General features: G+C 38.8%; 16 protein-coding genes. All 16 read right to left on the bottom strand.

The window, feature by feature from the left end:
• Positions 1-7 precede the first annotated feature (7 nt).
• Positions 8-2,341: a glycosyl hydrolase family 95 catalytic domain-containing protein gene (locus FHY45_RS19500; protein WP_139892807.1), complete on the bottom strand. Its 2,334-nt coding sequence runs from the start codon at positions 2,339-2,341 to the stop codon at positions 8-10.
• 53 nt (positions 2,342-2,394) lie between these two features.
• Positions 2,395-4,425 (bottom strand): beta-galactosidase, encoded by a 2,031-nt coding sequence (locus FHY45_RS19495; RefSeq protein WP_066108847.1) that lies wholly within the window; start codon positions 4,423-4,425, stop codon positions 2,395-2,397.
• The gene (yicI, locus tag FHY45_RS19490) at positions 4,422-6,734 is read right to left on the bottom strand and encodes an alpha-xylosidase (RefSeq protein ID WP_139892806.1); all 2,313 of its coding nucleotides are present in this window, start codon (positions 6,732-6,734) and stop codon (positions 4,422-4,424) included. The genes FHY45_RS19495 and yicI overlap by 4 nt, the downstream gene beginning before the upstream one ends.
• Positions 6,735-7,305: 571 nt before the next feature.
• On the bottom strand, positions 7,306-9,234 hold the full coding sequence (gene thrS / locus FHY45_RS19485) for a threonine--tRNA ligase (protein WP_066108853.1): 1,929 nt from the start codon (positions 9,232-9,234) through the stop codon (positions 7,306-7,308).
• A gap of 371 nt (positions 9,235-9,605) precedes the next feature.
• On the bottom strand, positions 9,606-10,460 hold the full coding sequence (locus FHY45_RS19480) for a putative sporulation protein YtxC (RefSeq protein WP_254654738.1): 855 nt from the start codon (positions 10,458-10,460) through the stop codon (positions 9,606-9,608).
• Between the two features lie 271 nt (positions 10,461-10,731).
• Positions 10,732-11,673, bottom strand: a complete 942-nt coding sequence (gene dnaI, locus FHY45_RS19475; RefSeq protein ID WP_066108861.1) for a primosomal protein DnaI — start codon at positions 11,671-11,673, stop codon at positions 10,732-10,734.
• Positions 11,674-11,690: 17 nt separating this feature from the next.
• Positions 11,691-13,067 carry a replication initiation and membrane attachment family protein gene (locus FHY45_RS19470; protein WP_066108866.1) on the bottom strand — a complete coding sequence of 459 codons (1,377 nt, stop codon included), beginning with the start codon at positions 13,065-13,067 and terminating at the stop codon, positions 11,691-11,693.
• 72 nt (positions 13,068-13,139) lie between these two features.
• A complete protein-coding gene (nrdR, locus tag FHY45_RS19465) occupies positions 13,140-13,598 on the bottom strand; it encodes a transcriptional regulator NrdR (RefSeq protein ID WP_066108869.1) in 459 nt (152 codons plus the stop codon).
• A 249-nt stretch (positions 13,599-13,847) separates the two neighbouring features.
• Positions 13,848-14,228: an adenosylmethionine decarboxylase gene (speD, locus tag FHY45_RS19460; RefSeq protein ID WP_066108871.1), complete on the bottom strand. Its 381-nt coding sequence runs from the start codon at positions 14,226-14,228 to the stop codon at positions 13,848-13,850.
• A 313-nt stretch (positions 14,229-14,541) separates the two neighbouring features.
• Positions 14,542-15,570: a glyceraldehyde-3-phosphate dehydrogenase gene (locus FHY45_RS19455; protein ID WP_066108875.1), complete on the bottom strand. Its 1,029-nt coding sequence runs from the start codon at positions 15,568-15,570 to the stop codon at positions 14,542-14,544.
• Between the two features lie 172 nt (positions 15,571-15,742).
• A complete protein-coding gene (gene coaE / locus FHY45_RS19450) occupies positions 15,743-16,339 on the bottom strand; it encodes a dephospho-CoA kinase (protein ID WP_139892805.1) in 597 nt (198 codons plus the stop codon).
• 16 nt (positions 16,340-16,355) lie between these two features.
• On the bottom strand, positions 16,356-16,994 hold the full coding sequence (gene ytaF / locus FHY45_RS19445) for a sporulation membrane protein YtaF (RefSeq protein ID WP_066108879.1): 639 nt from the start codon (positions 16,992-16,994) through the stop codon (positions 16,356-16,358).
• A 70-nt stretch (positions 16,995-17,064) separates the two neighbouring features.
• Positions 17,065-17,895, bottom strand: a complete 831-nt coding sequence (mutM, locus tag FHY45_RS19440) for a DNA-formamidopyrimidine glycosylase (RefSeq protein WP_066108883.1) — start codon at positions 17,893-17,895, stop codon at positions 17,065-17,067.
• A gap of 21 nt (positions 17,896-17,916) precedes the next feature.
• Complete coding sequence (gene polA, locus FHY45_RS19435) at positions 17,917-20,544, bottom strand: DNA polymerase I (RefSeq protein ID WP_139892804.1); 2,628 nt, start codon at positions 20,542-20,544, stop codon at positions 17,917-17,919.
• Positions 20,545-20,822: 278 nt separating this feature from the next.
• Positions 20,823-22,592 (bottom strand): two-component system histidine kinase PnpS, encoded by a 1,770-nt coding sequence (pnpS, locus tag FHY45_RS19430; protein WP_066108890.1) that lies wholly within the window; start codon positions 22,590-22,592, stop codon positions 20,823-20,825.
• On the bottom strand, positions 22,589-23,308 hold the full coding sequence (locus tag FHY45_RS19425) for a response regulator transcription factor (RefSeq protein WP_066108894.1): 720 nt from the start codon (positions 23,306-23,308) through the stop codon (positions 22,589-22,591). The genes pnpS and FHY45_RS19425 overlap by 4 nt, the downstream gene beginning before the upstream one ends.
• Positions 23,309-23,473: the final 165 nt, after the last annotated feature.

Genomic DNA, 23,473 nt, shown 5'->3' with positions numbered 1-23,473 from the left:
TCCCTCCTTATTCCTTTTGTTTAAATGTAAGTGTAGTATTTTCTCCTGCTTTTAAATTTATTTTCCATGTATCTCTTTGATTATTGTTTAAAAACCAATTTCCTTTTTCTTCTTCAATTGAAAGAGAGATTTCCTGATTTATATCTGAAAGTAAGGTACAGGAAAGAATTCCTTCTTCTAAATCCCACTCCATAGTCGATATCTTCATTCGTTTACGACATAAAATGCCCTCGACTGCTCCCTTTGTTAAGTTCTTAGGGATAGCTGGCAGCAATTCAAGTTTCCCAGGCAATGAAAAAACCAGGAGATTTACCAGAAGCTCAGGAATACATCCATTTGCATCAACATTAAACACATTAAAATGGTCATAATGAGCTGTCATTAAACTAGGATAGATAGCTCCGCCAGCTGCCATCATCCGGATAATATCAATCACAACATCTCCCATTCCTAATCTGGCAGCCGATAATCCTGCATGCATACGGCCATGAGACGAGGTATCGGTGTCAGGGTTATATAGCCAATGTTCCATTTTTAGCTCCAATGCCCGTTTGGATGCCTCCCAAAGTTCAGGAGTCTCGGTATCGGAAAATTCATAGCTTTGAAAAAGCGGATATAGGTGAGAAAAATGCCGATGGTTATAGTTATCATCATGATCCCATACAGCCCACTCCTTCAATGCCCCATCCTCATTAATCAGGTACGGCGGCATTTTTTCTATCATTTGCTGCCAATGCGGTATAGATTCTTGATAAATTCCAAGCTCCCTGCAAGCCTCGATTGTATGATTTAAAACCTCTTTCGCTACGGCAATATCCTGAGTACTATTAAACGCGATTCCATTTTCAGCGGAATAAGAGGGATTAAAGACATATATTCCTTCTTCCTCATATAAAAAGTCCTCATAAAAGGCTATGATTTCTAACATAAACGGTAATGCATGTTCTCGTAGGAACTGCTGATTTCCAGTATACAAATAATAGTCATACAGCCAATGAGCAAGCCATCCTCCCCCGCACGTCCAAAAAGCGCCAAAAAACGTATCGCATTCTCGATCTCCCCAGGAAGATTCTCCCCAGTGCAAATGCCTTCCATGGCTTGAAGCCCGAACACCTGAGAGAATGCCTCTACATCCAAAGAGCATCCTGGCATTATAACGAAAATCTTCCATATAAGAATCGAGCAGGGCTGTATATGGGTGAATGCCTTCAAGCATATTACAGCTAAAAACAGAAGCCATGGCCAATTGCAAATTAGTATCTAACGTATAATCAGATGACCAGGAAGGCTCCCATGTTCCCGTCCATATCCCCTGAAGATTTGGCGGACGTACACCGGCACTGCAGATAAACATATATCTTCCTGCATCAAATAATCTCTCTAATAATGCCGGTGGTACACTGGAAGTTTCCTTAACATCCGCCAGTAGTTGATCGGTACTCCAGCCTCTTTTTTCTCCGCCATTTAAATTTAAGGAGACACGGTTAAAGACTTCTGAGTGTTTTACTTGATGAGAATCGAATAATGCTTCATATGTATCGGAAAAACCGGAAAATAAGGACGATACCTCTCTCACCATATCTTCATTGTGTTCGGCGAATGGAATAATTTTCATTAATATCAGTAACTTACTGGCATTCCTTGCTTCAATTGAAGTAGGCGTGCACTGTATCGTTCCATCACAATTTTTTATGTGCACAAAGGTATAGTATCCGCCTTTTCCATGTACGTAATCATGAGTTCCAACTAACACGTCATTAGGGAGGCATTCATATCTAGACTTTATTAAAGGATGATTGTTTTCATCTATGGTTAAACAAGTTAACGGCAGATGTTCATCCATTTTAATACTTAATGCTATAAGCTGATCGGTTCTTGAGGAAAAAAGGCGGCGCTGAAACCTATTTCCATCATTCTCCCATGAAGAACCAATCTCTCCCTTTTCAAAATCTGTATAACGGCAGTATTCACGCAATCCTTCCGTTTGGCTTTGTTCAATATTTAGAAAGAATCCAGGATGGAATGGGTCTGTGTCCACGATTGTATGTCCCAGTTCTTCCCCTTTTTCAATAAAGAATTGATGGGATGCTCTATAACCATCACTCTTGCTGATTCTTCTCACATCTTCTAAATAAAAGGACATATCTGGCATGGTCTGTGGCGAGCCGGTTGGAAGAAATAATTCCGCATGGTTCACAATAATCGTTTCCTTGTTTGGCTGCCCAAAATGTATGGCTCCTAGCTCTCCATTTCCACATACATTCGCAAATTCCCACTTATCAGCAGGCTTATCGCTATATGTCCAATGCCTGCTGAAGCCTCTCAATGGTTCACTTCCCACTTTCCTTCACCCCATTCTTACTAAGAAGAGGACAGCTTCCTGTCCTCTCTCCATTAAATCTTAGATAAAATAACAACATCTCTGCCTGAGATTGCTATTGAACCGGAGTATTCCCGTTGATGAATCAAATCAAAATAGGAGTCATCCACCTGAATCATTTCCTCATTTTCATTATGGTTCAATATAAAAATGATCTCTTCACCATTCTTTTCGCGTTTTGATACTTCAACTCCTTTTGGAGCAGTAAGCACCGGCTTCACATTTCGCTCTCTGCATACATTTGCCAGGAAATCACGAAGAAACTCAGGATCCACACTGGATGCAATATAGTAGGCATACCCATTACCATATTGATTCCGAGTAACTGCTGGCATTCCTTTATAAAAATCTTCACCATAGAAAGCTAATGCCTCAGCCCCTTCAAGGTGGAGAAGATCACAAAGCAATGAACATGAATAGGATGGCTGGTATATATCTTTTTGAGAGGAAGCCATTAAAATATGATTCGTTTTTCCAGGCGGCAAAGCATCAATTTCTTCCACCCAAATCCCAAGTAAATGACGCAAATGGCCTGGATATCCTCCTCCTATGACTAAATCATGTTCATCGACTATGCCGCTGAAAAAAGTAGTGATAAAGGAACCCCCATTTTCAGTAAACGCTTCCGCTTTCTCTTTAAAACCAGCCTTGGTCATATAGAGAACGGGCGCAATGACAACCTCATACGAGTTAAAATCATCATTCTCAGCTATGATATCAACCTGAATATTTTGCTCAAATAACGCATGATAAAATTTCCATACCTCTTGTTCATAATTCAAATCTCTGCTTGGACCACTTGAAAGTTCCACGGCCCACCAGTTATCCCAGTCAAAAACAATCGCGACTTTCGCTTTCACTCTTGAATCGATAATTGTATCCCCAAGTGCAGTCAATTCTTTCCCCAGCTCAGCGCACTCTTTAAATACACGTGTATGTTCGTGTCCGGCATGATCAATTACGGCTCCATGGAATTTTTCACAGGCGCCAATAGAGCGACGAATTTGGAAAAACATCACACTATCTGCTCCATGAGCGACAGCCTGAAGACTTTGCAGGCGCATGACACCAGGCCGCTTTAGCGCATTATATGGCTGCCAATTTGTTACACTCGGTGTTTGTTCCATTAACATGAACGGTTCTCCTTGCTTCAACCCTCGCATTAAATCATTCCGCATTGCTTCCTTACTTACCGGAGATCCTACCTCAGGATAATTATCCCACGAGATAATATCCATATAGTTCGCCCACTTTTGATAATCTAACGGCTTGTATGTTCCCATTAAATTAGTGGTTACCTTTATATCAGGAGTGTATTTTTTGATAATGTCATATTCCAATTTATAGCATTCCAGCATACTATCAGAGTTAAAACGGCGATAATCGAGTGAAATCCCCTGAAAGGCTGTGTAATCTGAGTTTCCTAAATGCTCACTTAAATTATTTGGCAGGACAATTTCATCCCAGTCATAGAATGTATGTCCCCAAAATCGTGTATTCCAGACCCGATTTAATTCATTCAACGTGTTATATTTTCTTCTCAGCCAAACTCGAAATGCCTTTTCACAGTTTTCACAATAACAATCCCCTCCATATTCATTAGAGACATGCCATAGTGTGAGAGCAGGATGGTTTTGATAACGCTTAGCAATTTCCTCTACTAGTCTTGCTGAAAAGTGGCGGTAGGAAGAACTGTTCGGACAAGAATTATGGCGTAATCCAAATTTTCGTTTTCTGCCATCAAAATCCACACGTAACAAATCATTATACTTCCTGGCCATCCAAGCTGGATGAACAGCCGTACTTGTTGCTAAACATGCATAAATCTTATTTTCTGCCAACAAATCCATCACTCTATCAAGCAATGAGAAATCGTATTCATCCTCTTTAGGCTGCAGCATAGCCCAGGCAAATACATTAATTGTCATGATGTCTATATCTGCGAGTCTTGTAATCCGCATATCCTCCTGCCAAATCTCTTCAGGCCATTGTTCAGGATTATAATCTCCGCCATAAACAATTTTTTTAATTTGTTGGTGAATCATAGTTCAATCACTACCCTATTTTCATTTGGATGGATACATACACCCTGTTCTGTTTCTATACTTTCCCCGCCCTTAACAGCTAAGACGCTTTTTCTATTTCGAATGACGAGTGAATATGGTTTGGAAACTCTCTCCCCTTCTACGATTAACGTATTACCTGAGCGGGAAATCGTAATCCTGCACACATTCTCACCATTTTGGTTATAGATATGTGAGTTTACGGTTTTACCTTCTTCCAGTTCAAATAAATGAAAAGTTACTTCCTCTGCATAATCATAAACTGCTGTAGAATCAACAGAGCCTACCGCAATAAGAGAGTTTGGTTTTGCCATTAATGGTAATGTCATATACCCATGTTCCTCCGCCTGCCATGTTCCTCCGTCGACGACCTCATTTGTCAGGAAGTTTGTCCATTTACCCTTTGGCAAATAGTATGTTACTTTTCCATCTTCATTAAAGATTGGAGCAACTAATAGAGAATCTCCTAACATATATTGGCGATCTAAATAATGGCACGATTCATCCTCCATATATTCAAGGATCATAGGCCTCATCATAGGAACACCGGTTTCCGCTGACTCACGTGCCATTCTGTATAAATAAGGCATTAATGAATTTTTTAATTTTGTAAAAGTTCGTGTGACATCCACCGCTTCTTCATCATAGATCCAAGGAACCTTATATTCAGTATTACCATGATAACGGCTGTGAGAGGATAACAAGCCAAATTGAGTCCAACGCTTATACAAATCAGGTGTAGCTCCATGTTCAAAGCCCGCAATATCATGGCTCCAGTAACTAAATCCTGATAAGCCGAAAGACAAGCCCCCTCGTAATGATTCTGCCATTGATGGATAAGTGGACCAGCAATCTCCGCCCCAATGGACAGGGAATTTCTGGCTTCCAACAGAAGCTGATCGGGCAAAGACAGCTGCTTCTCCCTTTCCAAGCTTTCTTTCTAATAACTCATAGACGATTTTGTTATATAAATACGTATAGTAATTATGCATTTTCTGCGGGTCAGAACCATCATGATAGACAACATCCGTAGGAATCCGCTCACCGAAATCTGTTTTAAAGCTATCTACCCCCATATTAATTAAAGCTTCAAGCTTTTCCTCAAACCATTTGCATGCTTCAGGATTAGTGAAATCTACAACCGCCAACCCCGGCTGCCACTTATCCCATTGCCAAACATGTCCATCCTTACGCTTAATGAAATAACCATTTTCCAGTCCCTCTTTAAATAATGGAGATTTCTGTCCGATATATGGATTAATCCACAAACAGATTTTTAACCCTTTATCCTTCAGCCTTTTCAACATGCTTTCCGGTTCAGGAAAAACGCGCTTATCCCACTCAAAATTACACCATTCAAATTCCTTCATCCAAAAGCAATCAAAATGAAAAACATCCAATGGAATATCTCTTTCCAGCATTCCATCGATAAAATGATTTACAGTCTCTTCGTCATAATCTGTTGTAAATGACGTACTTAACCATAGACCAAATGTCCATGCCGGTGGTAGGCTTGGCTTCCCTGTTAAAGTTGTATACTTTTCTAGTACATCCTTCATTGTCGATCCATTTATAATAAAATACTCCAGACTTTCACCTGGTACACTAAATTGTGCTTTAGAGACTTTTTCTGATCCAATCTCAAATGATACTTTCTCTGGATGGTTCACAAAAACTCCATAGCCTTTATTACTTAGATAAAGCGGTATATTTTTATAAGCTTGTTCACTGCTTGTACCGCCATCTTCATTCCATATATCAACCGTTTGTCCATTTTTCACAAACGGTGTAAACCTTTCTCCTAATCCATAAATTAATTCCCCAACATCTAATGTTAATTGTTCTCGCATATAGGGCTCTTTTTTATCAGTCAAAATATAGCTCATCCCCATACTTTGACTGGATACAATTCGTTCATCCCCAGAAAAGAAATCAATATTCCAATCCCCTTTTTTTCTAATAGAAGCCCGCAGATTTCCGCTCTGATACGATATCTCTTCATCCGCTTCCTCTATATAAACGTCTGGATTCTGTTTTGCCAGTTCAAATTCCGGCCCTCTCATCGGTGCTCCAATATGATGAAGCAGTTTGACAGAAATAACATCCTCAAGAGGTGAAGATAAAACAATGGTCATTAACCCTCCGTCCAATGTTTTTCCTCTATGTAGAATTTTTGTAAACGGAGCAAAAATCGATAGTTTATTATCATCCTTTTCCACATCGTAGACTTCCATTGGATAATGAAGCTGATAGCCTTCCTTATCCAGCCAATTCCCATTGCTAAATTTCATATATAATCACCCTTTTCAAAAATTGAGTTGCAGCATACCTCTTTAAAAAAGTAGATCAAAAAATCGAATTTGAGTAATCTGATTAGAATGAGCCAATTGCATTTACCTGTTACTAAATTATTAGAACTTTCATCTGTCGAACAAAATTAATGCGCTTACATTTTTTTGTATCAACTAGCTCTCTTCCATTTTACAGAGGGAAATCAGGAGTGAACACCCTGTGAATTAAAGAAAAAATCAGGACAAAATTAGATTATTGTTTGTTAATTATCGTAAAAAATTTCACATATAGTACAGAATGGCGAAAAATGCCTAGAGGCTGAGTTTGCAGTAATCTTATTATTATTAGATAGATGTTCATCATGGGGATAAGGATAATGGGGAAAACCAGCTTTTAACCCTCTTTCAAGTTTGCCGGTAAATCATGAAGGTACCTTGAAATTTAAGTATAAAAACGAAGAGCATAGGCGCTCTTCTTTATAGCAAATTATAATATAATCCACCACAAAAGCTGGTTTCTTAATAAAAAGGGCCTATCCAAATTCGGATAGGCCCCTTATCATCTAGAGTTTTATTTCAATTCACCTTTAATCAAAGTCAAGAACTCATCAAATGGCATAGTCTCTGATTTCTGTTCTCCATACTTACGAACGTTAACATTACCATTTTCTTGTTCCTGATCTCCCACCACAAGCATGTAAGGGATTTTTAGCATTTGAGCTTCACGAATCTTATAGCCCATTTTTTCATCGCGTAGGTCTACTTCTACACGTAAACCTGCACGTTGAAGGCTCGCTTCAATTTCTTTTGCATAATCAAGATGAACATCCGGAGATACTGGAATAACCTGAACCTGAACTGGTGCTAACCAAGTAGGGAAAGCTCCTTTGTATTCCTCAATTAAGAACGCAACGAAACGTTCCATAGTTGAAACAACCCCACGGTGAATAACAACTGGGCGATGCTGTTTGCCGTCTTCTCCAACGTACGTAAGGTCAAAACGTTCAGGAAGCAAGAAGTCAAGCTGTACTGTGGAAAGAGTCTCATCTTTTCCAAGCGCTGTTTTAACTTGAACATCCAATTTAGGTCCGTAGAAAGCAGCTTCGCCTTCTGCTTCGAAATAGTCAAGACCCATCTCATCCATTGCTTCTTTCAGCATGGATTGAGCTCTTTCCCACATTGCATCATCATCAAAGTATTTTTCTTTATCCGCCGGATCACGGTAAGAAAGACGAAAGGAATAGTTCTCCATGCCGAAGTCTTTATATACTTCCAGAATCAAAGTAACAACACGTTTGAATTCATCTTTAATTTGGTCAGGACGTACAAATACGTGAGCATCATTTAATGTCATTCCACGTACCCGTTGCAGGCCTGCCAATGCACCGGACATTTCATATCTATGCATCATACCCAATTCAGCAATCCGAATCGGAAGCTCACGATAGCTGTGAATATCGTTTTTATAAATCATCATGTGATGCGGGCAGTTCATTGGACGAAGAACCAGCTGTTCATTATCCATATCCATTACTGGGAACATATTTTCCTGATAGTGATCCCAGTGGCCGGAAGTTTTATAGAGGTCAACACTTCCCATGATTGGTGTATACACATGGTCATAGCCAAGCTTTTGTTCCTTATCCACAATATAGCGTTCAATGACGCGGCGAATCGTTGCACCTTTTGGAAGCCATAACGGAAGGCCTTGTCCAATTAATTGAGAGTTCATGAATAAATCAAGCTCTTTCCCAATTTTACGGTGATCACGTTCTTTCGCTTCTTCTAACAGACGTAAATGCTCGTCCAAATCTTCTTTCTTGAAAAATGCAGTTCCATACACACGTTGAAGCATTTTATTATCGCTGTCTCCACGCCAGTAGGCCCCCGCAATATTCAATAGCTTAAATTCTTTAATTTTGCCAGTTGAAGGTACATGAACACCTCGGCAAAGGTCAAAAAATTCACCTTGTTCATAAATCGTTACAGTTTCCTCTTCAGGAATCGCATCAATCAATTCCAGCTTATACTCATCGCCAATTTCTTCAAATAGACGCTTCGCTTCAGCACGGCTGACTTCTTTACGGACAATATCAATATTCGCATTAATGATTTTCTTCATTTCTTTTTCGATTAAAGGAAGGTCTTCCGGTGTAATGGATTTCTCTAAATCCATATCATAATAGAAGCCGCCTTCAATTACTGGGCCTACACCGAATTTAACATCTTTATAAATACGTTTAACTGCCTGTGCTAATAAATGCGCTGTACTGTGGCGCAATACCTCCAGGGCTTCCGGTTGATCCGGAGTCACAATCTCTACTGACGCATCCTCTGTAATTGGTCGGCGCAAATCATATAATGCTCCGTTTACCTTTCCTGCAATTGCTTTTTTCTTTAATCCAGAACTAATGGAAGAAGCAATTTGCTCAGTTGTAATTCCAGATTCAAATTCCTTTACCGCGCCATCTGGAAATGTAATTTTGATCATTTCAGCCATGTGAGCCACTCCTTTTTCTACATAATAAAAAGCCCGTCCCTGATAAATTAAGGGACGAGCTATTGTATACTAAACAAACCCGCGGTTCCACCCAAATTCCGGTGCTGATGGTTCAGCTTTTCCGGCACTTGTATCTTTTAACGGAGTTCCCGTCAGCCAATAATCACCCAAATATGTTTTCCTGGCTGAAGTTCAAAGGCGGTAAGCATTTCAAGTCTATGAGGAAGCTTGCAGCCACTGGCTTCCCTCTCTGTTCACAGCTTTTTAAAACACTCATGTCCTTATCGTAACCTATCGAATTATAAACTTGTATGTAGGTTATTATAAAAGCTTATGAGGACAAAAGCAAGTCACTTTCTATTCTTTTATCATTATGAACGCTCTTCTACCTTTTTAACCTGTTCATGGAAGTAACTGATTCGGAATAAAAGGATTCTTTCCTCGAAAATTTTCCTCAATGTAGTGATTACACGATTATCCTCATCATCCGCATAAATATGAATTCGTTTCGGTGCTAAGGAAACCAGCGGTGCAATGGTGTTTGAATCAATAAACATAGGATTCTCAGCCATCAATTTACGGTCAATCACTTTAAGAATATCTTGTTTAGAAATTGGCTCAAAATATCGATTATAAAATTGAAATTCTTCATGATAAACTAAATGAATTTCATCAATCTGTGGATTCCGCTCCTCTATCAATCGTCTTAGCACAGAGATAAATTCCTGATAATCCTGCTCAAGCTTATACTCATCAATCGCAAATCCAACTAATGTAACAAGCGATTCATGGATATCCCTTAAACGGAAATTCCATAAGGATCGAAACGAAAAATCAATTCTTTGTTTAACTACTTCCTGCAGGAGATACTTGACTTGTTTTTTTAATTGTTCTGAAAGGTGATGGCTACCGCAGTAGGCAGCTTCACCATCCCACATGAGCAATGCGATTTCTGCAATCTGGCTAATTTCATCTTCATCCTCATATAAAAAGCGTTCCCGAATCACATCCCGAATTTTGCATTCCAGATGATAGGTAGAGAAAAATGTATATAAAGCATCAATGAGTGCGTGACAAAAAATTTCCTCCTGATCCGGGTCCCAAAGAAAGGAGACAGACTTTTGGCCATCCTTATGAACAGAATGAATTGCCTGTCGGATAAAAAAATCGCTGTTCTTAAATCGAACATGCCAATTAGCCTGTTCTTCCTGTGAATCAAAATACATCGTAAGCAACCCTATCCCTCCAGACTATCGGAACTCCTAGTTTTATGTATATGGGACATGGCAACCCTTTAGAATGGATGGATAAAATTAGATGTAAAATAAAAGCATCATGGCAGACTGTACAGAGCCGCTGTACTATTGCCTACATATCATATGAATTCCAGTCAATTTATTTCATGCCAGGTCTGTTAGCTTATTAAGGAATAGTAATATCTAAAAAGAGACAGCCCCTTTTTTGCGAGCTGCCTCTTTGCCAAACCTTTTATTCTCTTTAATCTCTACGATTTTTTCCGTCCATTTCAATTGGCTCCGTTAAATTACGGACTCTCTCCATGATCCTTTTACCTTTAACCAGTTCTTCATCTCCACGCTGAGAATACGTGAAATGGTGTTCCAATTGTTTCATGTTAAAATTGGAGGTGAAAAAGGTTGGAAGATTTTCATGCATTCGATATTGAAGGATCGGTCCCAGTACATCATCACGCGACCAGGCACTCATCGTTTCTGCTCCAATATCATCAATCATCAAAATAGGAACTTCCTTTAAGGCATCCACCTTTTGGTTATAGGAATTTTCCGCGAAGGACCCTTTTAATTCTCTTAAATATTCAGGCCAGTACACAATATGTGATGAAACGCCCTCTTCAGACAGTGCATTTGCAATCGCACCAAGCAAATAGGTTTTACCTACCCCAAATTCACCGTATAAATAGAGCCCTTTATGACCAGCACCATTTATATATGAGTCAACAAAATTCTTTGCCTTTTCGACTGCCTCCACACGTGCTTCGGTCGTATACTCATCCCAAATCAAATTAGAAAAAGAAGCCTCCACAATTTCTTTTGGTACATGGCTGGCACGGATCAGCTTACGTAATCGATTCTTCTCTTCCTGCCTGCGTTTTTTATGACAGGGTTCATACCGAACATCAATCCGTTTCCCCTGAATAAACAGGTGCGGATGATGACCCTGAAGAAGATTTTTACATTCAGATAAAGAAGGACATTCGTCACATGTCTTCGTTTGAGTGGAGAACTCGTAGAGCTTATTCATGCTTTTTTCAATCATGTCGCTTGTCAGCTGACTGCTATGTTCATTTATAAATAAACGGACATCAGGATCTTTTAAAACAATATTTCTCATTTCATCCAATCTTTGTTGAAAGTTTTCACGCTTCCCGAGCTGATTCAGTGCATCCTGTATATTTTTCATCCTTATACACCTCCTGTTTATTTAGAATTTTCATTTTGCAATTTTTCCTTGAGTTTTCTTACCCGCTCAGCAATTTCGGTGGATTGAGCAACTGGCTCTTTCTTCTTTGTTTCATCCAGCCAGTCAGGAACGATTTCCTTCCTCGCATTACCCGATGTGCGGCGTGTTGATTTATTTGTTTTCGTCTTTTTCTCATTAGCCCAGGTTTGGTATTTCTTATGCTCACTCAAAGCCATTTCATAGGCTTCACGTACGGTGGTGATATTTTTCCTCGCCCAGTGCGAAGCAATTGTCTCCACATAGTTTGATTGCAATTTCATATCTGATTTTAACATGACATAGTGCAGAAGGACATTAACGACTCCAGGAGGAAGCTTTTGATTGACCATGACCTTTTCTACAAGTGCCAGATCATTGTCGGAAGGCATTGCGCCTTGCGAAAGGCTAACTAGAAATTCCAACGGAGAGGTTGTTTCAAAAGTATACAGCAAATGCTCCTCGGGTGTTTTAGGTTCTATGATCGTACGTTCATACTCAGGCTGTTTCTGTTCAATCAGTGTCGGCATTTCTTCACCATGATTGATGTGGAAAAACTCCCTTGCACATTTTCTAAGTTCGTCTATATCAATTTCATTATGTTGATTTTGACAGCGTAAAATCAACTTGCTCATATCCATTACATTAATTTTATATAAATACGATAGCATCGCGATGGATTCCATCACATTTGGAGTAAACGCTTTTCTCGATATAAAGCTGTTTTTAGCCGTCGCAAATAATAACTCGAAATCAAATTGCTCCATTAAATTATGGCTATATCCCTGTGGGTCCTTTGAGAAGAATTGCATGTTTTGATCAGTTTCCGAGCTGATGATTTCTTTTGGATTGCGAAATTCAGATGCAAACACCTCATTGAACGATTGTGTTATTTCCTCATAATCATCCGGTATACGTTTATCCGCAAACATCGTGAGCAGCCGTTCGTAATGTCTCTCTTCTAGTTTTTGCTTCAGATAAATAGGCAGCAAATCATCATGGAAAAATTTATCCGGACTTAAAGGACAAAGAATCTCATATATAAAAACATTACCTTCCGGAGTTGCTTTTTTATATGTTTTTAATAACCCGATTCCTTCAAGCCTTTTTCGGTATTGAAATATCTCATCCAAAGGTAAACCAAGTACATCCATTAACCAACGATGTGTCGTTTGTCTGGAATACATGTTACCTGTATTGACTTCGTTTAATAAGGTCATATACAAAGAAACAGCCAATCCTCCTACAAGTGGCTGATATAAATATTGAATCGATTTATGGTCCATTTCTGATAGCTTTTCTTTATATAGTACAACATATCTGTCTTTAGGATTTACAAACTTCCATGAAAATTGCATTGTCTACAAACCTTTCGTACTTCGGGTTTTTATAGTTGAAAAAAGAGCTAAAGAAACTGTCTTCAGCTCTACTTAATCCTCTTTTTTCATTAATTCTTTCAATTCGTCAATAAAGACATTTATATCCTTAAATTGACGATACACAGAAGCGAAACGGACATAGGCCACTTCATCCAACTCAGCCAGCCTATCCATAACCATTTCACCTATTAAATCACTTTTTATTTCAGAAAATCCTTGATTTCTTATTTCTTTTTCAACATCAGTTGCAATCTCTTCCAGTTCTTTAAGAGCAACATGACGCTTTTCACAAGCTCGGATTAAACCTCTTAGGATTTTTTCTCTGCTATATTCTTCCCGTGCGCCATCTTTTTTTACCACAATTAGCGGAATTTCTTCTACCTTTTCAAATGTAGTAAAACGATAACTACAGGATTCGCATTCTCTTCTTCTACGTATTGAACGTCCTTCATCCGCAGGGCGGGAATCCAGCACTCTTGTCCCATTATGTTGGCACGTTGGACATATCATAGATTAGCACCGTCCTTTTCTATAGTTCTATCTTATTAAAACAAATCGAATAGGACAAGTCTGTTTGCATAAAATGCTATTTTTTATCTATGATACGGCCAATACTATCGGAGAAAAGTAAATAATGGGCAAGTAAAAGACGTTTGCCACAAAAAAAAGAGATGCATATGTACTGCACCCCTAAAAGTTAGAGTTTGAATCTAGCTTTTTTGAGTCAACACAAAAGGACATCTCTTTAATATTTTTTATTTATAATGCTTTAGCAAGAACATGGCTGACAGCAACCGGACCCATGCCTCGCGGGATTTCAATGTGTTCCCTAACCTGAGCGTTTAAGGCTTCAGCTATAAAATCAGCAGCCACATTAGGATCTAAGTCACCGCATGTATATACATCAATACTCGCATAACCATGTTCCGGAAAACTATGAATGGTTAAATGTGATTCAGATATAATGACTACTCCGCTTACTCCCTGTGGCGCAAACTTATGGAAGGCTACTTCTCTAACTTCAGCTCCAGATCGTAAAGCAGCGTCCACGAATATTTGTTCAATCTGATTAACATCGTTCAATTTAGATAAATCACAGCCCCATAATTCAGAAATGACATGACGACCTATTGTATGCATGTTCAATTCCCCCTTTAGCATTTAAACGAATTATAATTATCTTCGTTTCTGGCCTTTACTACCACGGGGGAAAGTTAGTCCTGAGAGGTCCTAACCCTTTAAGTAGTACTGCCAGGATGATGAAGTTTACGACATTTAGTATATATGGTTTATATTTCAAAAGCAATCATACAATTCAATATTAGTTAATAATTACCACTAAATGTACATTAATTGTTTTTCTTAGTTTATTCTAGAATATGAATCAAAGAACGGCCTGAACCGCCTTTTTTTAGAAAGACAGCCAGACCGTAATAGATATTGTTTATTATTATTAACTTACTTTCACCTTATCCTCCTGAAGAAGGCGTGCCACATGGTTTACTAATTCTACCACTCTGCATGAGTATCCCCACTCATTGTCATACCAGGCAAGCACTTTCACTTTATTTGCACCAATCACCATTGTTGAGAGTGCATCTACAATAGCCGAATGTGGATTCGTATTAAAATCAATCGAAACAAGCGGCTCTGTGCTGTATTGGATAATACCGGCCAATGATCCTTCAGCTGCTGTTTTAAACGCTTGATTGATTTCATTAACAGTAACTTCTCTTTTTAAATCTACTACCAAATCAACTAAAGAGACGTTTGGAGTTGGTACTCTCAACGCAATACCATGGAGTTTTCCTTTTAAATGAGGAAGCACCAGTGAGAGTGCTTTGGCTGCTCCAGTTGTGGTAGGTATGATACTTTGTGCACAGGCACGAGCTCTGCGTAAATCTTTGTGCGGGTTATCGATATTATTTTGATCATTTGTATATGCATGAACGGTTGTCATAAGACCATTGTCAATTCCAAATTGTTCATCGAGTACTTTTACAACAGGAGCGAGACAGTTAGTTGTGCAGGATGCATTAGAAATAACAAGGTGTTTATTGATATCCAATGTATCCTCGTTAACACCCATTACAATCGTGACGTCCTCATTCTTCCCGGGAGCTGTTAAAACGACTCGTTTTGCACCGGCATTTAAATGAAGAGCTGCTTGATCACGATGATTAAATTTCCCAGTTGCTTCGATTACGATATCAATCCCAAGATTTTTCCAAGGCAGGAATTCAGGATTGCGATTATTTAGCAAAAGAACTTTTTTACCATTTATCAATAAATGATCATCCATAGCATGTACATCACCATTAAACGGACCATGATTCGTATCATATTTAATTAAATGTGCTAATGTTTCAGGCGGATAGCTAGCATTAATGGCTACGATTTCAAGATGCTCATCCAATATTGCTTTTCGGAAAACCATTCTGCCAATTCGGCCAAACCCATTGATAGCAACTCTTGCACTCATTTAACTTCCCCCTATATATAAGTTATACTTATTATAAAAATGATGTAATTAGTATAACACATTGAATAAAATGCTGCATGGTTTAAATACCCAAATTATCCAAATTAAATGGAATTTTATACAAAAAAAGACTATCCCAGGGTCGTTATCCCTCAGATAGCCTTTTTATTGGTTATACATTCAATTGTTTAATTAGATCAATGAGTTGCTCTTCCGTCTCAAAAAATTCTCCGTTATTGTCAACAATATAATCGGCCAATTTTTTCTTATCATCAATTGGCATTTGTGCTCGTATTCTCGCAAGTGCTTCTTCCTCAGTAAAATGATCCCGCGCCATTAATCTCTTTAACTGGACCTCGGGCTTTACATACACAAGAATAATACCCTCTACCATATGAGTCAAATTACTTTCAAACAATAGGGGAATGTCCATGAAAACGAGTTCTTTCTCCTGGTGTAACGCTTTCTCCGTTTCTTCCATCATCCATTTCCTGACTGCCGGATGAACAATTCCATTTAACATTTGCCGTTTTTCAGAGTTTGAAAATACGATGGAACCTAATTTTTTTCGGTCTAATGTCCCATCAGGTAAACAAATATCCTGACCAAATACATTTTTAATTTCCTCTAATGCTGGCATACCAGGCTCGACGACTTTTCTTGCTGCGATATCTGCATCAATAACAGGGTAACCCTTGGAAATGAGCCATTTGCTGACGCTGCTCTTTCCACTGGCAATCCCTCCTGTAACTCCGAATATTTTCCCCATAGCATTCCATTCCCTATTAAATTATTTTGGTTAACCCAAGAAAAATAAGTACTAAACCCGGAATAAATGAAAAGACCTTTGCCATAATGGAATCCTGCAGATATTTTCCCGCTTTTATACCCACAGTCATTAATAAAGCACTCATACCAAAACAGAGAGTCACCTGAATAAACAGGGGATAATGAAGTATACCAGCACCTATTCCAGCTCCAAATCCATCTAATGATAAGGCTAATCCTAGAAAGAAAGCCTCTAATCCAGTAATGGTCCCGGAACGGTCAAAGTCTGCACTTAATGGCTTTTTAAGTATATGAATAACCAGCCCAATAGACTTTATTTCTAATTGGAATAAGGTTCTTTCATCCACATAGGGACAATTATCTTCATTTCGCTTGAAGTAACTTGAAAGTGTCCAAATTCCAAGCACCAGCAAGATAAATCCTCCTAGCTTACCGGTCCAGGAATGTGCCATCAAATGCTCGCTTAACGATCCCATTAACATACCGAATGCTAGGCTTAATGCAGAGCAACCGGCAATGATGATGATGGAGCGAATCGGTATACTTACTTTTCGCATTCCATAGGTTATTCCCACACCGCAACTATCCAGACTCACTGCCAATGCCAATAATACTATTGATGCTATGTGCTCCATTTCATAGGGACTCCTTTCCATAATCAATACCCTACTATATGAAAGGAGCCCATCTTATGTTCATATTCAGTTAGGCTAATGGCTGACATTCAGGACAGTAGATGGTCCCTCTGCCTCCAACAATAATTCTTTCCATGTTTGTTCCGCAAATTTTACAAGGCTGTCCTTTTCTCGAATATGCAAACAGCTCGAGCTGAAACATGCCGATTTGGCCCTGTGAATTCACATAGGATCGTACTGTACTTCCACCTTTTTCAATGGCGGTAGCAAGAGTTTCCTTAATGGATGTATATAGTTTTTCTATTTCCTCTTTTGTCAATGTGGATGCCGGCCGTTCAGGATGGATACCGGAATGGAACAATGCTTCATCCACATAGATATTACCAAGACCTGCAACTACTCTTTGATCCAATAATACCGTTTTTATAAAACGATTTGTCTTACTGAGTGCTGTGCTTAAGTAATCTGGTGTAAATTCATCTGAAAAAGGCTCAGGTCCTACTTTTGAAAGTGGCAATACTTCCAATTCTGTCCCCTTTGTATGCAGATGCATCGTGCCAAACTTACGGACATCTCTGTATCTCAATTCCGTTTGATCCGTAAATTTGAATATAACATGCGTATGCTTATCTGCCGGTTCCGTTTCATCATAAAGACCGTATTTCCCTTCCATCCGTAAATGGGAAACAAGACTGTAATCATCTAAATGGAAAATCAGGAATTTACCTCGCCTCCCAATCTCATGAATGGTTTGCCCTTTTAAAAGCATACGAAACAGTTCAGCATCATCCGGCTCTTTTATAATTTTTGCCCAGCGTATATCCACATCATCAATTGTTTTTCCAAGTACCAAAACTTCGAGGGTCCTTCTGATTGTTTCGACCTCAGGTAATTCAGGCATACCTTTTCACCCCTTTTATTCCTATTTAGCATCATACCAGGTGTTGCCAAAAGAATAGTCCACTTTTAATGGAACCGCTAATTCAATTGCATTTTCCATTTCTTCCGGAACAATTTTCTTTAATATATCCAACTCTTCAGGTGGCGCCTCAAAAATCAATTCATCGTGCACCTGAAGCAGCATTCTAGTCTGTAAATTTTCTTTCTTTAATCTGGCATTCATTCGAATCATCGCCAATTTGATAATATCTGCAGCACTGCCCTGAATTGGTGTATTCATAGCTGTTCTTTCTGCAAAACCACGAACATTGAAGTTCCGATTATTAATTTCAGGTATATATCTTCGGCGCTGCAATAAAGTACTTACATATCCATTTTCCTTCGCCTCTTCTACAATATCCTTCATGTATTGCTGAACACCAGGGAAGCTCTCTAAATAGCGATCAATAAAGATTCCAGCTTCTTTTCTGGTAATTCCAAGACTTTGCGATAGTCCATAATCACTGATACCATACACAATTCCAAAGTTCACCGCTTTAGCCTGTCTTCTCATATTTGATGTCACCTGATCAGCATCCACATGAAATACATCCATAGCCGTTCTTGTGTGGATGTCCATATCTGAGTTAAAGGCATCTATCAGGTTTTCATCTCCCGCTATATGGGCCAGAACACGCAGTTCAATTTGAGAATAATCAGCCGCAAAAATGACCCAGCCTTCTTCAGATGGAACGAAAGCCTGTCTGATTTTTTTGCCTTCTTCAAGTCTGATCGGAATATTTTGCAGGTTAGGGTCTGTTGAACTAAGTCGTCCAGTTTGAGTTAATGCCTGATTGAACCTCGTATGAACCTTCTGATCATCATGTATAACTTTTAAAAGTCCCTCAATATAGGTTGATTGCAATTTCCCCAGCTGTCTATAATGAAGAATTTCCCGGACAATACTATGCTTGCTCTCTAATTTTTCAAGTATATCTGCTGATGTGGAATAGCCTGTCTTCGTCTTTTTAATAATAGGTAAATTTAATTTTTCAAACAGGATAACTCCAAGCTGCTTCGGTGAATTAATATTAAAGGATTCACCGGCCATTTCATAAATTTTAGCTTCGATGTCCTTTAATCTGCCTGCAAGTTCAGCTCCCATTTCTTTCAAACGGTTCTCATCGACCTTCACACCCGTAATTTCCATTTCAGCCAGGATAAGAGCAAGCGGCAGTTCTAGATCCTGCAGCAATCCTATTTGATTGAATTCCTCCAGCTGTCTTTCCAGGCTTTCCTTAATCAGTGTTAACGATAAAGCTTTCCGGGCAATATGCTCACCCAATTCAGCAACCGGCGGAATTGAACGTTTCGCTCCTTTTCCATAAAAACTCTCATCTGTTTGAATATGTCCGGCATTATGTTTTTTAGCAAGATCCGCCATATCAACATCCGGTTCAGCTGGATTTAAAACATAGGATGCCAGATAAACATCAAATTCAATTCCTTTTAAAGCAATCCCATCATGGCTTAATGCCACAATACTTTGTTTGGCATCATACACTGTTTTTTTATATTCAGGATTCTCTGCCCACTCTTTGAAAAGAGGGGATCCTGCAGCCTTGTCCTTATCGATAAAGAATGTTCCATTTTCATTTGAAATAGCTATGCCAATTACTTTTGCAGTATGATAATTCGGATCAAGTAGTTCTAGATAGAGTGAGGACTCTGCTGTCAGCATATCTTCCGTCACTTCTTCCACTGCCTTATAGTCAATCTCTTCAAGGACGGCCATCTCTTCTTTTGCAGCTGGTTCCATTTTTTCAATTAAGGTTGCAAATCCAAGCTCCCTATAGATAGACAGCAGCTTTTCCTGGTCTGCACCCGCATAATCAATTGATTCAAGCTCTACCTCAATTGGAGCATTTGTTTCAATTGTTGCCAACTGCTTACTTAAAATAGCTTGGTCCTTGAATTCTTCCACTTTTTCTTTTAGTTTTTTTCCGCTGATTTCATCAGGGGAAGCCACTACCTTCTCAACTGTTCCAAATTGATTCAACAATTTTAAGGCAGTTTTCTCACCTACACCCGGGATTCCAGGAATATTATCTGAAGCATCCCCCATTAATCCTTTTAAATCAATTATTTGATTCGGCGTTAAGTTATACTTTTCACGAATATGCTCCGGTGTATAATCCTCCATATCCGTAATCCCTTTACGGGTAATACGTACAGTCGTTTTATCCGTAGCAAGCTGGGTTAAATCTTTATCGCCGGAGATAATTTGTACTTCATAATCCCCTTTTTCAGCTTCAAGAGCAAGTGTTCCGATAATATCGTCGGCTTCATAATTCGTTAACTCATAGCGAGAGATTCCGTATGCATCCAGTAATTCTCGAATAAAAGGAAATTGCTCTGATAATTCAGGTGGCGTCTTTTGACGTCCGCCTTTGTATTCTTTATATGTACTGTGTCTGAACGTTGTTTTCCCGGCATCAAAAGCAACTAATATATGAGTAGGATTTTCCTCTGAAATGATTTTGTTGAGCATCATCGCAAAACCATAGATGGCATTTGTGTGTACACCCTTCTCGTTATTCAGTAATGGCAATGCAAAAAACGCCCGATAGGCAATGCTGTTTCCATCGATTAAAATCAATTTTTTCTTCATGGTTACCTCCAGTATCCATATATATATTTTCATTAACATATAGCATAATTTAAATACGGCCACCGAATCATTCATCATAACAGGTGTGCCTTATAAATGCTTTTATCAGGATTTGAGACATTTTACTGATTCAGGCCTGATAAAAACCGTCACTTCACTTATCCACTCTATTTTATCATGACTAGAGTTTGAAAGAAAAATGACGGTTCAGTTCTATTTATTCAATTACACCGGTTTGGATTTGTCATAGGACTCTTTTAAGCTGGAAGTCATCAGGCCTATGTATGCTTGGCCTGGTATTTAGGAAGTATGATTGTAAAAGTGGTTCCTACATTCTTTTGGCTTTCTACCGTTATTTCTCCCTCATGTGCCTCCATAATATGCTTAGCTATTGCAAGTCCCAATCCCGTTCCTCCTGATTCCCGGCTACGGTCTTTATCCACTCGATAAAATCTTTCAAATATACGAGGAAACTCCTTTTCCTCTATGCCAATTCCGGTATCCTCGATAGCAATATAAATTTTATCAGATTCTTCTTTTGCAGTTATTTGTACTTTCCCATATGACGGGGTATAGGAAATCGCGTTACTAACAAGATTAAGGCATACTTGTTTAAGCCTGAATGTATCTGCTTCACACATAATAGGCTTTTTAAAATCCTGGATCTCGAACTGAATATGTTTCTTCGATGCTTTTTTCTCAAGCATGGCATACGTATCGGATAAAACAGGAACAATATCAATTTCCTGTATATCGAGCCGGAAGCCTTGTTGCTCCACTTTTGAAAGCTCCAGTAATTCCTTTATTAAAGCCTGCAGCCTGTCGCTTTCCTTTAAAATAATAGATAAGAAGTGCTCTAATGCCTGCGGATCATGCATGGCTCCATCAAGGAGCGTTTCCGAAAATCCCTTAATAGATGTAACCGGTGTATTCAGTTCATGAGACACATTGGCAACAAATTGTTTCCTTACTGACTCTAATTTCTTTAGCTCAGTGATATCATGGAAAACAAGTAGAATACCCTTCCATTCTCCCTTAGGTCCCATAATTGGTGCACCGTATACCTCAAAATTCTTCCGCTCAATTCCAATCGTCAATACGATTTGTTTCTTTAATTTTTGTTCAGCCATAAAGATCTCTTCAATAATCGCATTAATTTCTTCATGTTTGATCACTTTATAATAGAGTTCAGATAAATATTCTTCTTCCTCTACCTTGAAAAGATCAATATAGGCATGGTTAATCATACTGATAAACCCTTTATCATCGATTAATAACAGGGCGCTACCCATATTTTCAATCAGTGTACTCAATCTGTCTTTTTGGATTTCATGAGCAATTTTCATTTCCTGCAAATTTCGGGCAACAGTATTAATAGAATGATTAAGAATTCCATTTTCATTATTTCTACCGACATAAGAACGGGCCCGATAGTTACCTCTCGTTAATTCCAGAGCAGCTTTTGTAGCACTTTCTATAGGAATCGCAAACTTCTTGATTAACTGAAATACAAACAGGACGATCATCACACAGGCGAATCCCAAACAGCCCAAGAGTATAAACCATACTTTTGTATATAGAGAGGAATCTTCATTTGAAACCAATATGAAATGGCCTGTTTCCCCAGTATCCAACGAATAATCGTCCATATAGTAATAGGATGGCCCTGTTCTGATATCGGATTTCTTTCCTATTTGCTTGTCCGTTCTTATATCTCCCATATATTCTGTAAGGGATGCTGAATCATCCCAGTTTTTCCAGCCCGAAGGCTTGTCTGTTTTATACAGGATACGCCCTTCCTTATTCATGATTAGAAAGGATGAGCGCAAATGATTGTTCAACTTATTAGACTTCATCTCTAAATCATTGCCGTTATCAGCATCACCCAGGTATAGAGTTACCAATTGCCCTTCTTCCTTAAGGTGATTCATTACAGACTTATCATAATAATAAAGAAGTAATTTCCCAATTAACAAACCAAAGCATAGAAGTATAATAATAGTGATGGCTGCTATCTCTGCAGTTATTTTAAGCTTGAACTTTTTCATTGCCTTGGTTCCTCAAGTTTATATCCCAACCCGCGTACGGTTTTAATATAATCAGGCTTTTTCGTATCTTGTTCAATTTTTTCACGCAAGTGACTAATATGGACATCGACAATTCGAGTATCTCCGGCAAAATCATAGTTCCATATCACATTAAGGAGCTGATCTCTTGTCAGAACTCTGGATTTATTCCTCGCAAGATACTCTAACAGCTCAAATTCCTTCGGAGTTAGCTCAAGTAACTCCTCTCTCATATATGCTTCATATCTGTCCGGATATATTTGTAACTCTCCAATTCTCAAATTGCTTGTTTCTTGTTTTTCTAAAGAAGTATCCTGCCCGGAATTTCCCATCCCAGCTCTCCTAAGGAGAGCCTTCACTCTGGCCACAACTTCTCTCGGGCTAAATGGCTTTGTCATATAATCATCTGCTCCCAATTCTAGCCCAAGTACTTTATCAAATTCCTCATCCTTTGCTGTTAACATAAGAATTGGAGTCATAATTTTATTTTGTCTCAAGATTTTACATACCTCAATGCCATCCAGTTTAGGCAGCATCAAATCTAGAATAATGATATCTGGTGACTCAGCTATAGCCATTCTTTTACCTGTCTCACCATCCATTGCTTTAATAACCTGATAGCCGGCTTGTTCCAGATTATAGGTTAGTAAGGTAATAATTGATTGTTCGTCTTCCACTACAAGGACTTTTTTACTCATTGGCCCCTCCTGCTATTTTTTCACTATACTAACCATTATATATGAACATACGCTTTTGGGTAGTCTAGGATACGTCACTAACCGATTGCATTATTTGGGATACCCCCATATAGTCTCTCCTGGAAAATGCAAAAAAAAATCGGAAAGTAATACTCTCCGATTTAT

This window comes from Bacillus sp. D386 (assembly GCF_006346415.1).
Note: the sequence above shows the minus strand (reverse complement) of the source record. Positions and strands in the feature narration are given on the sequence as shown.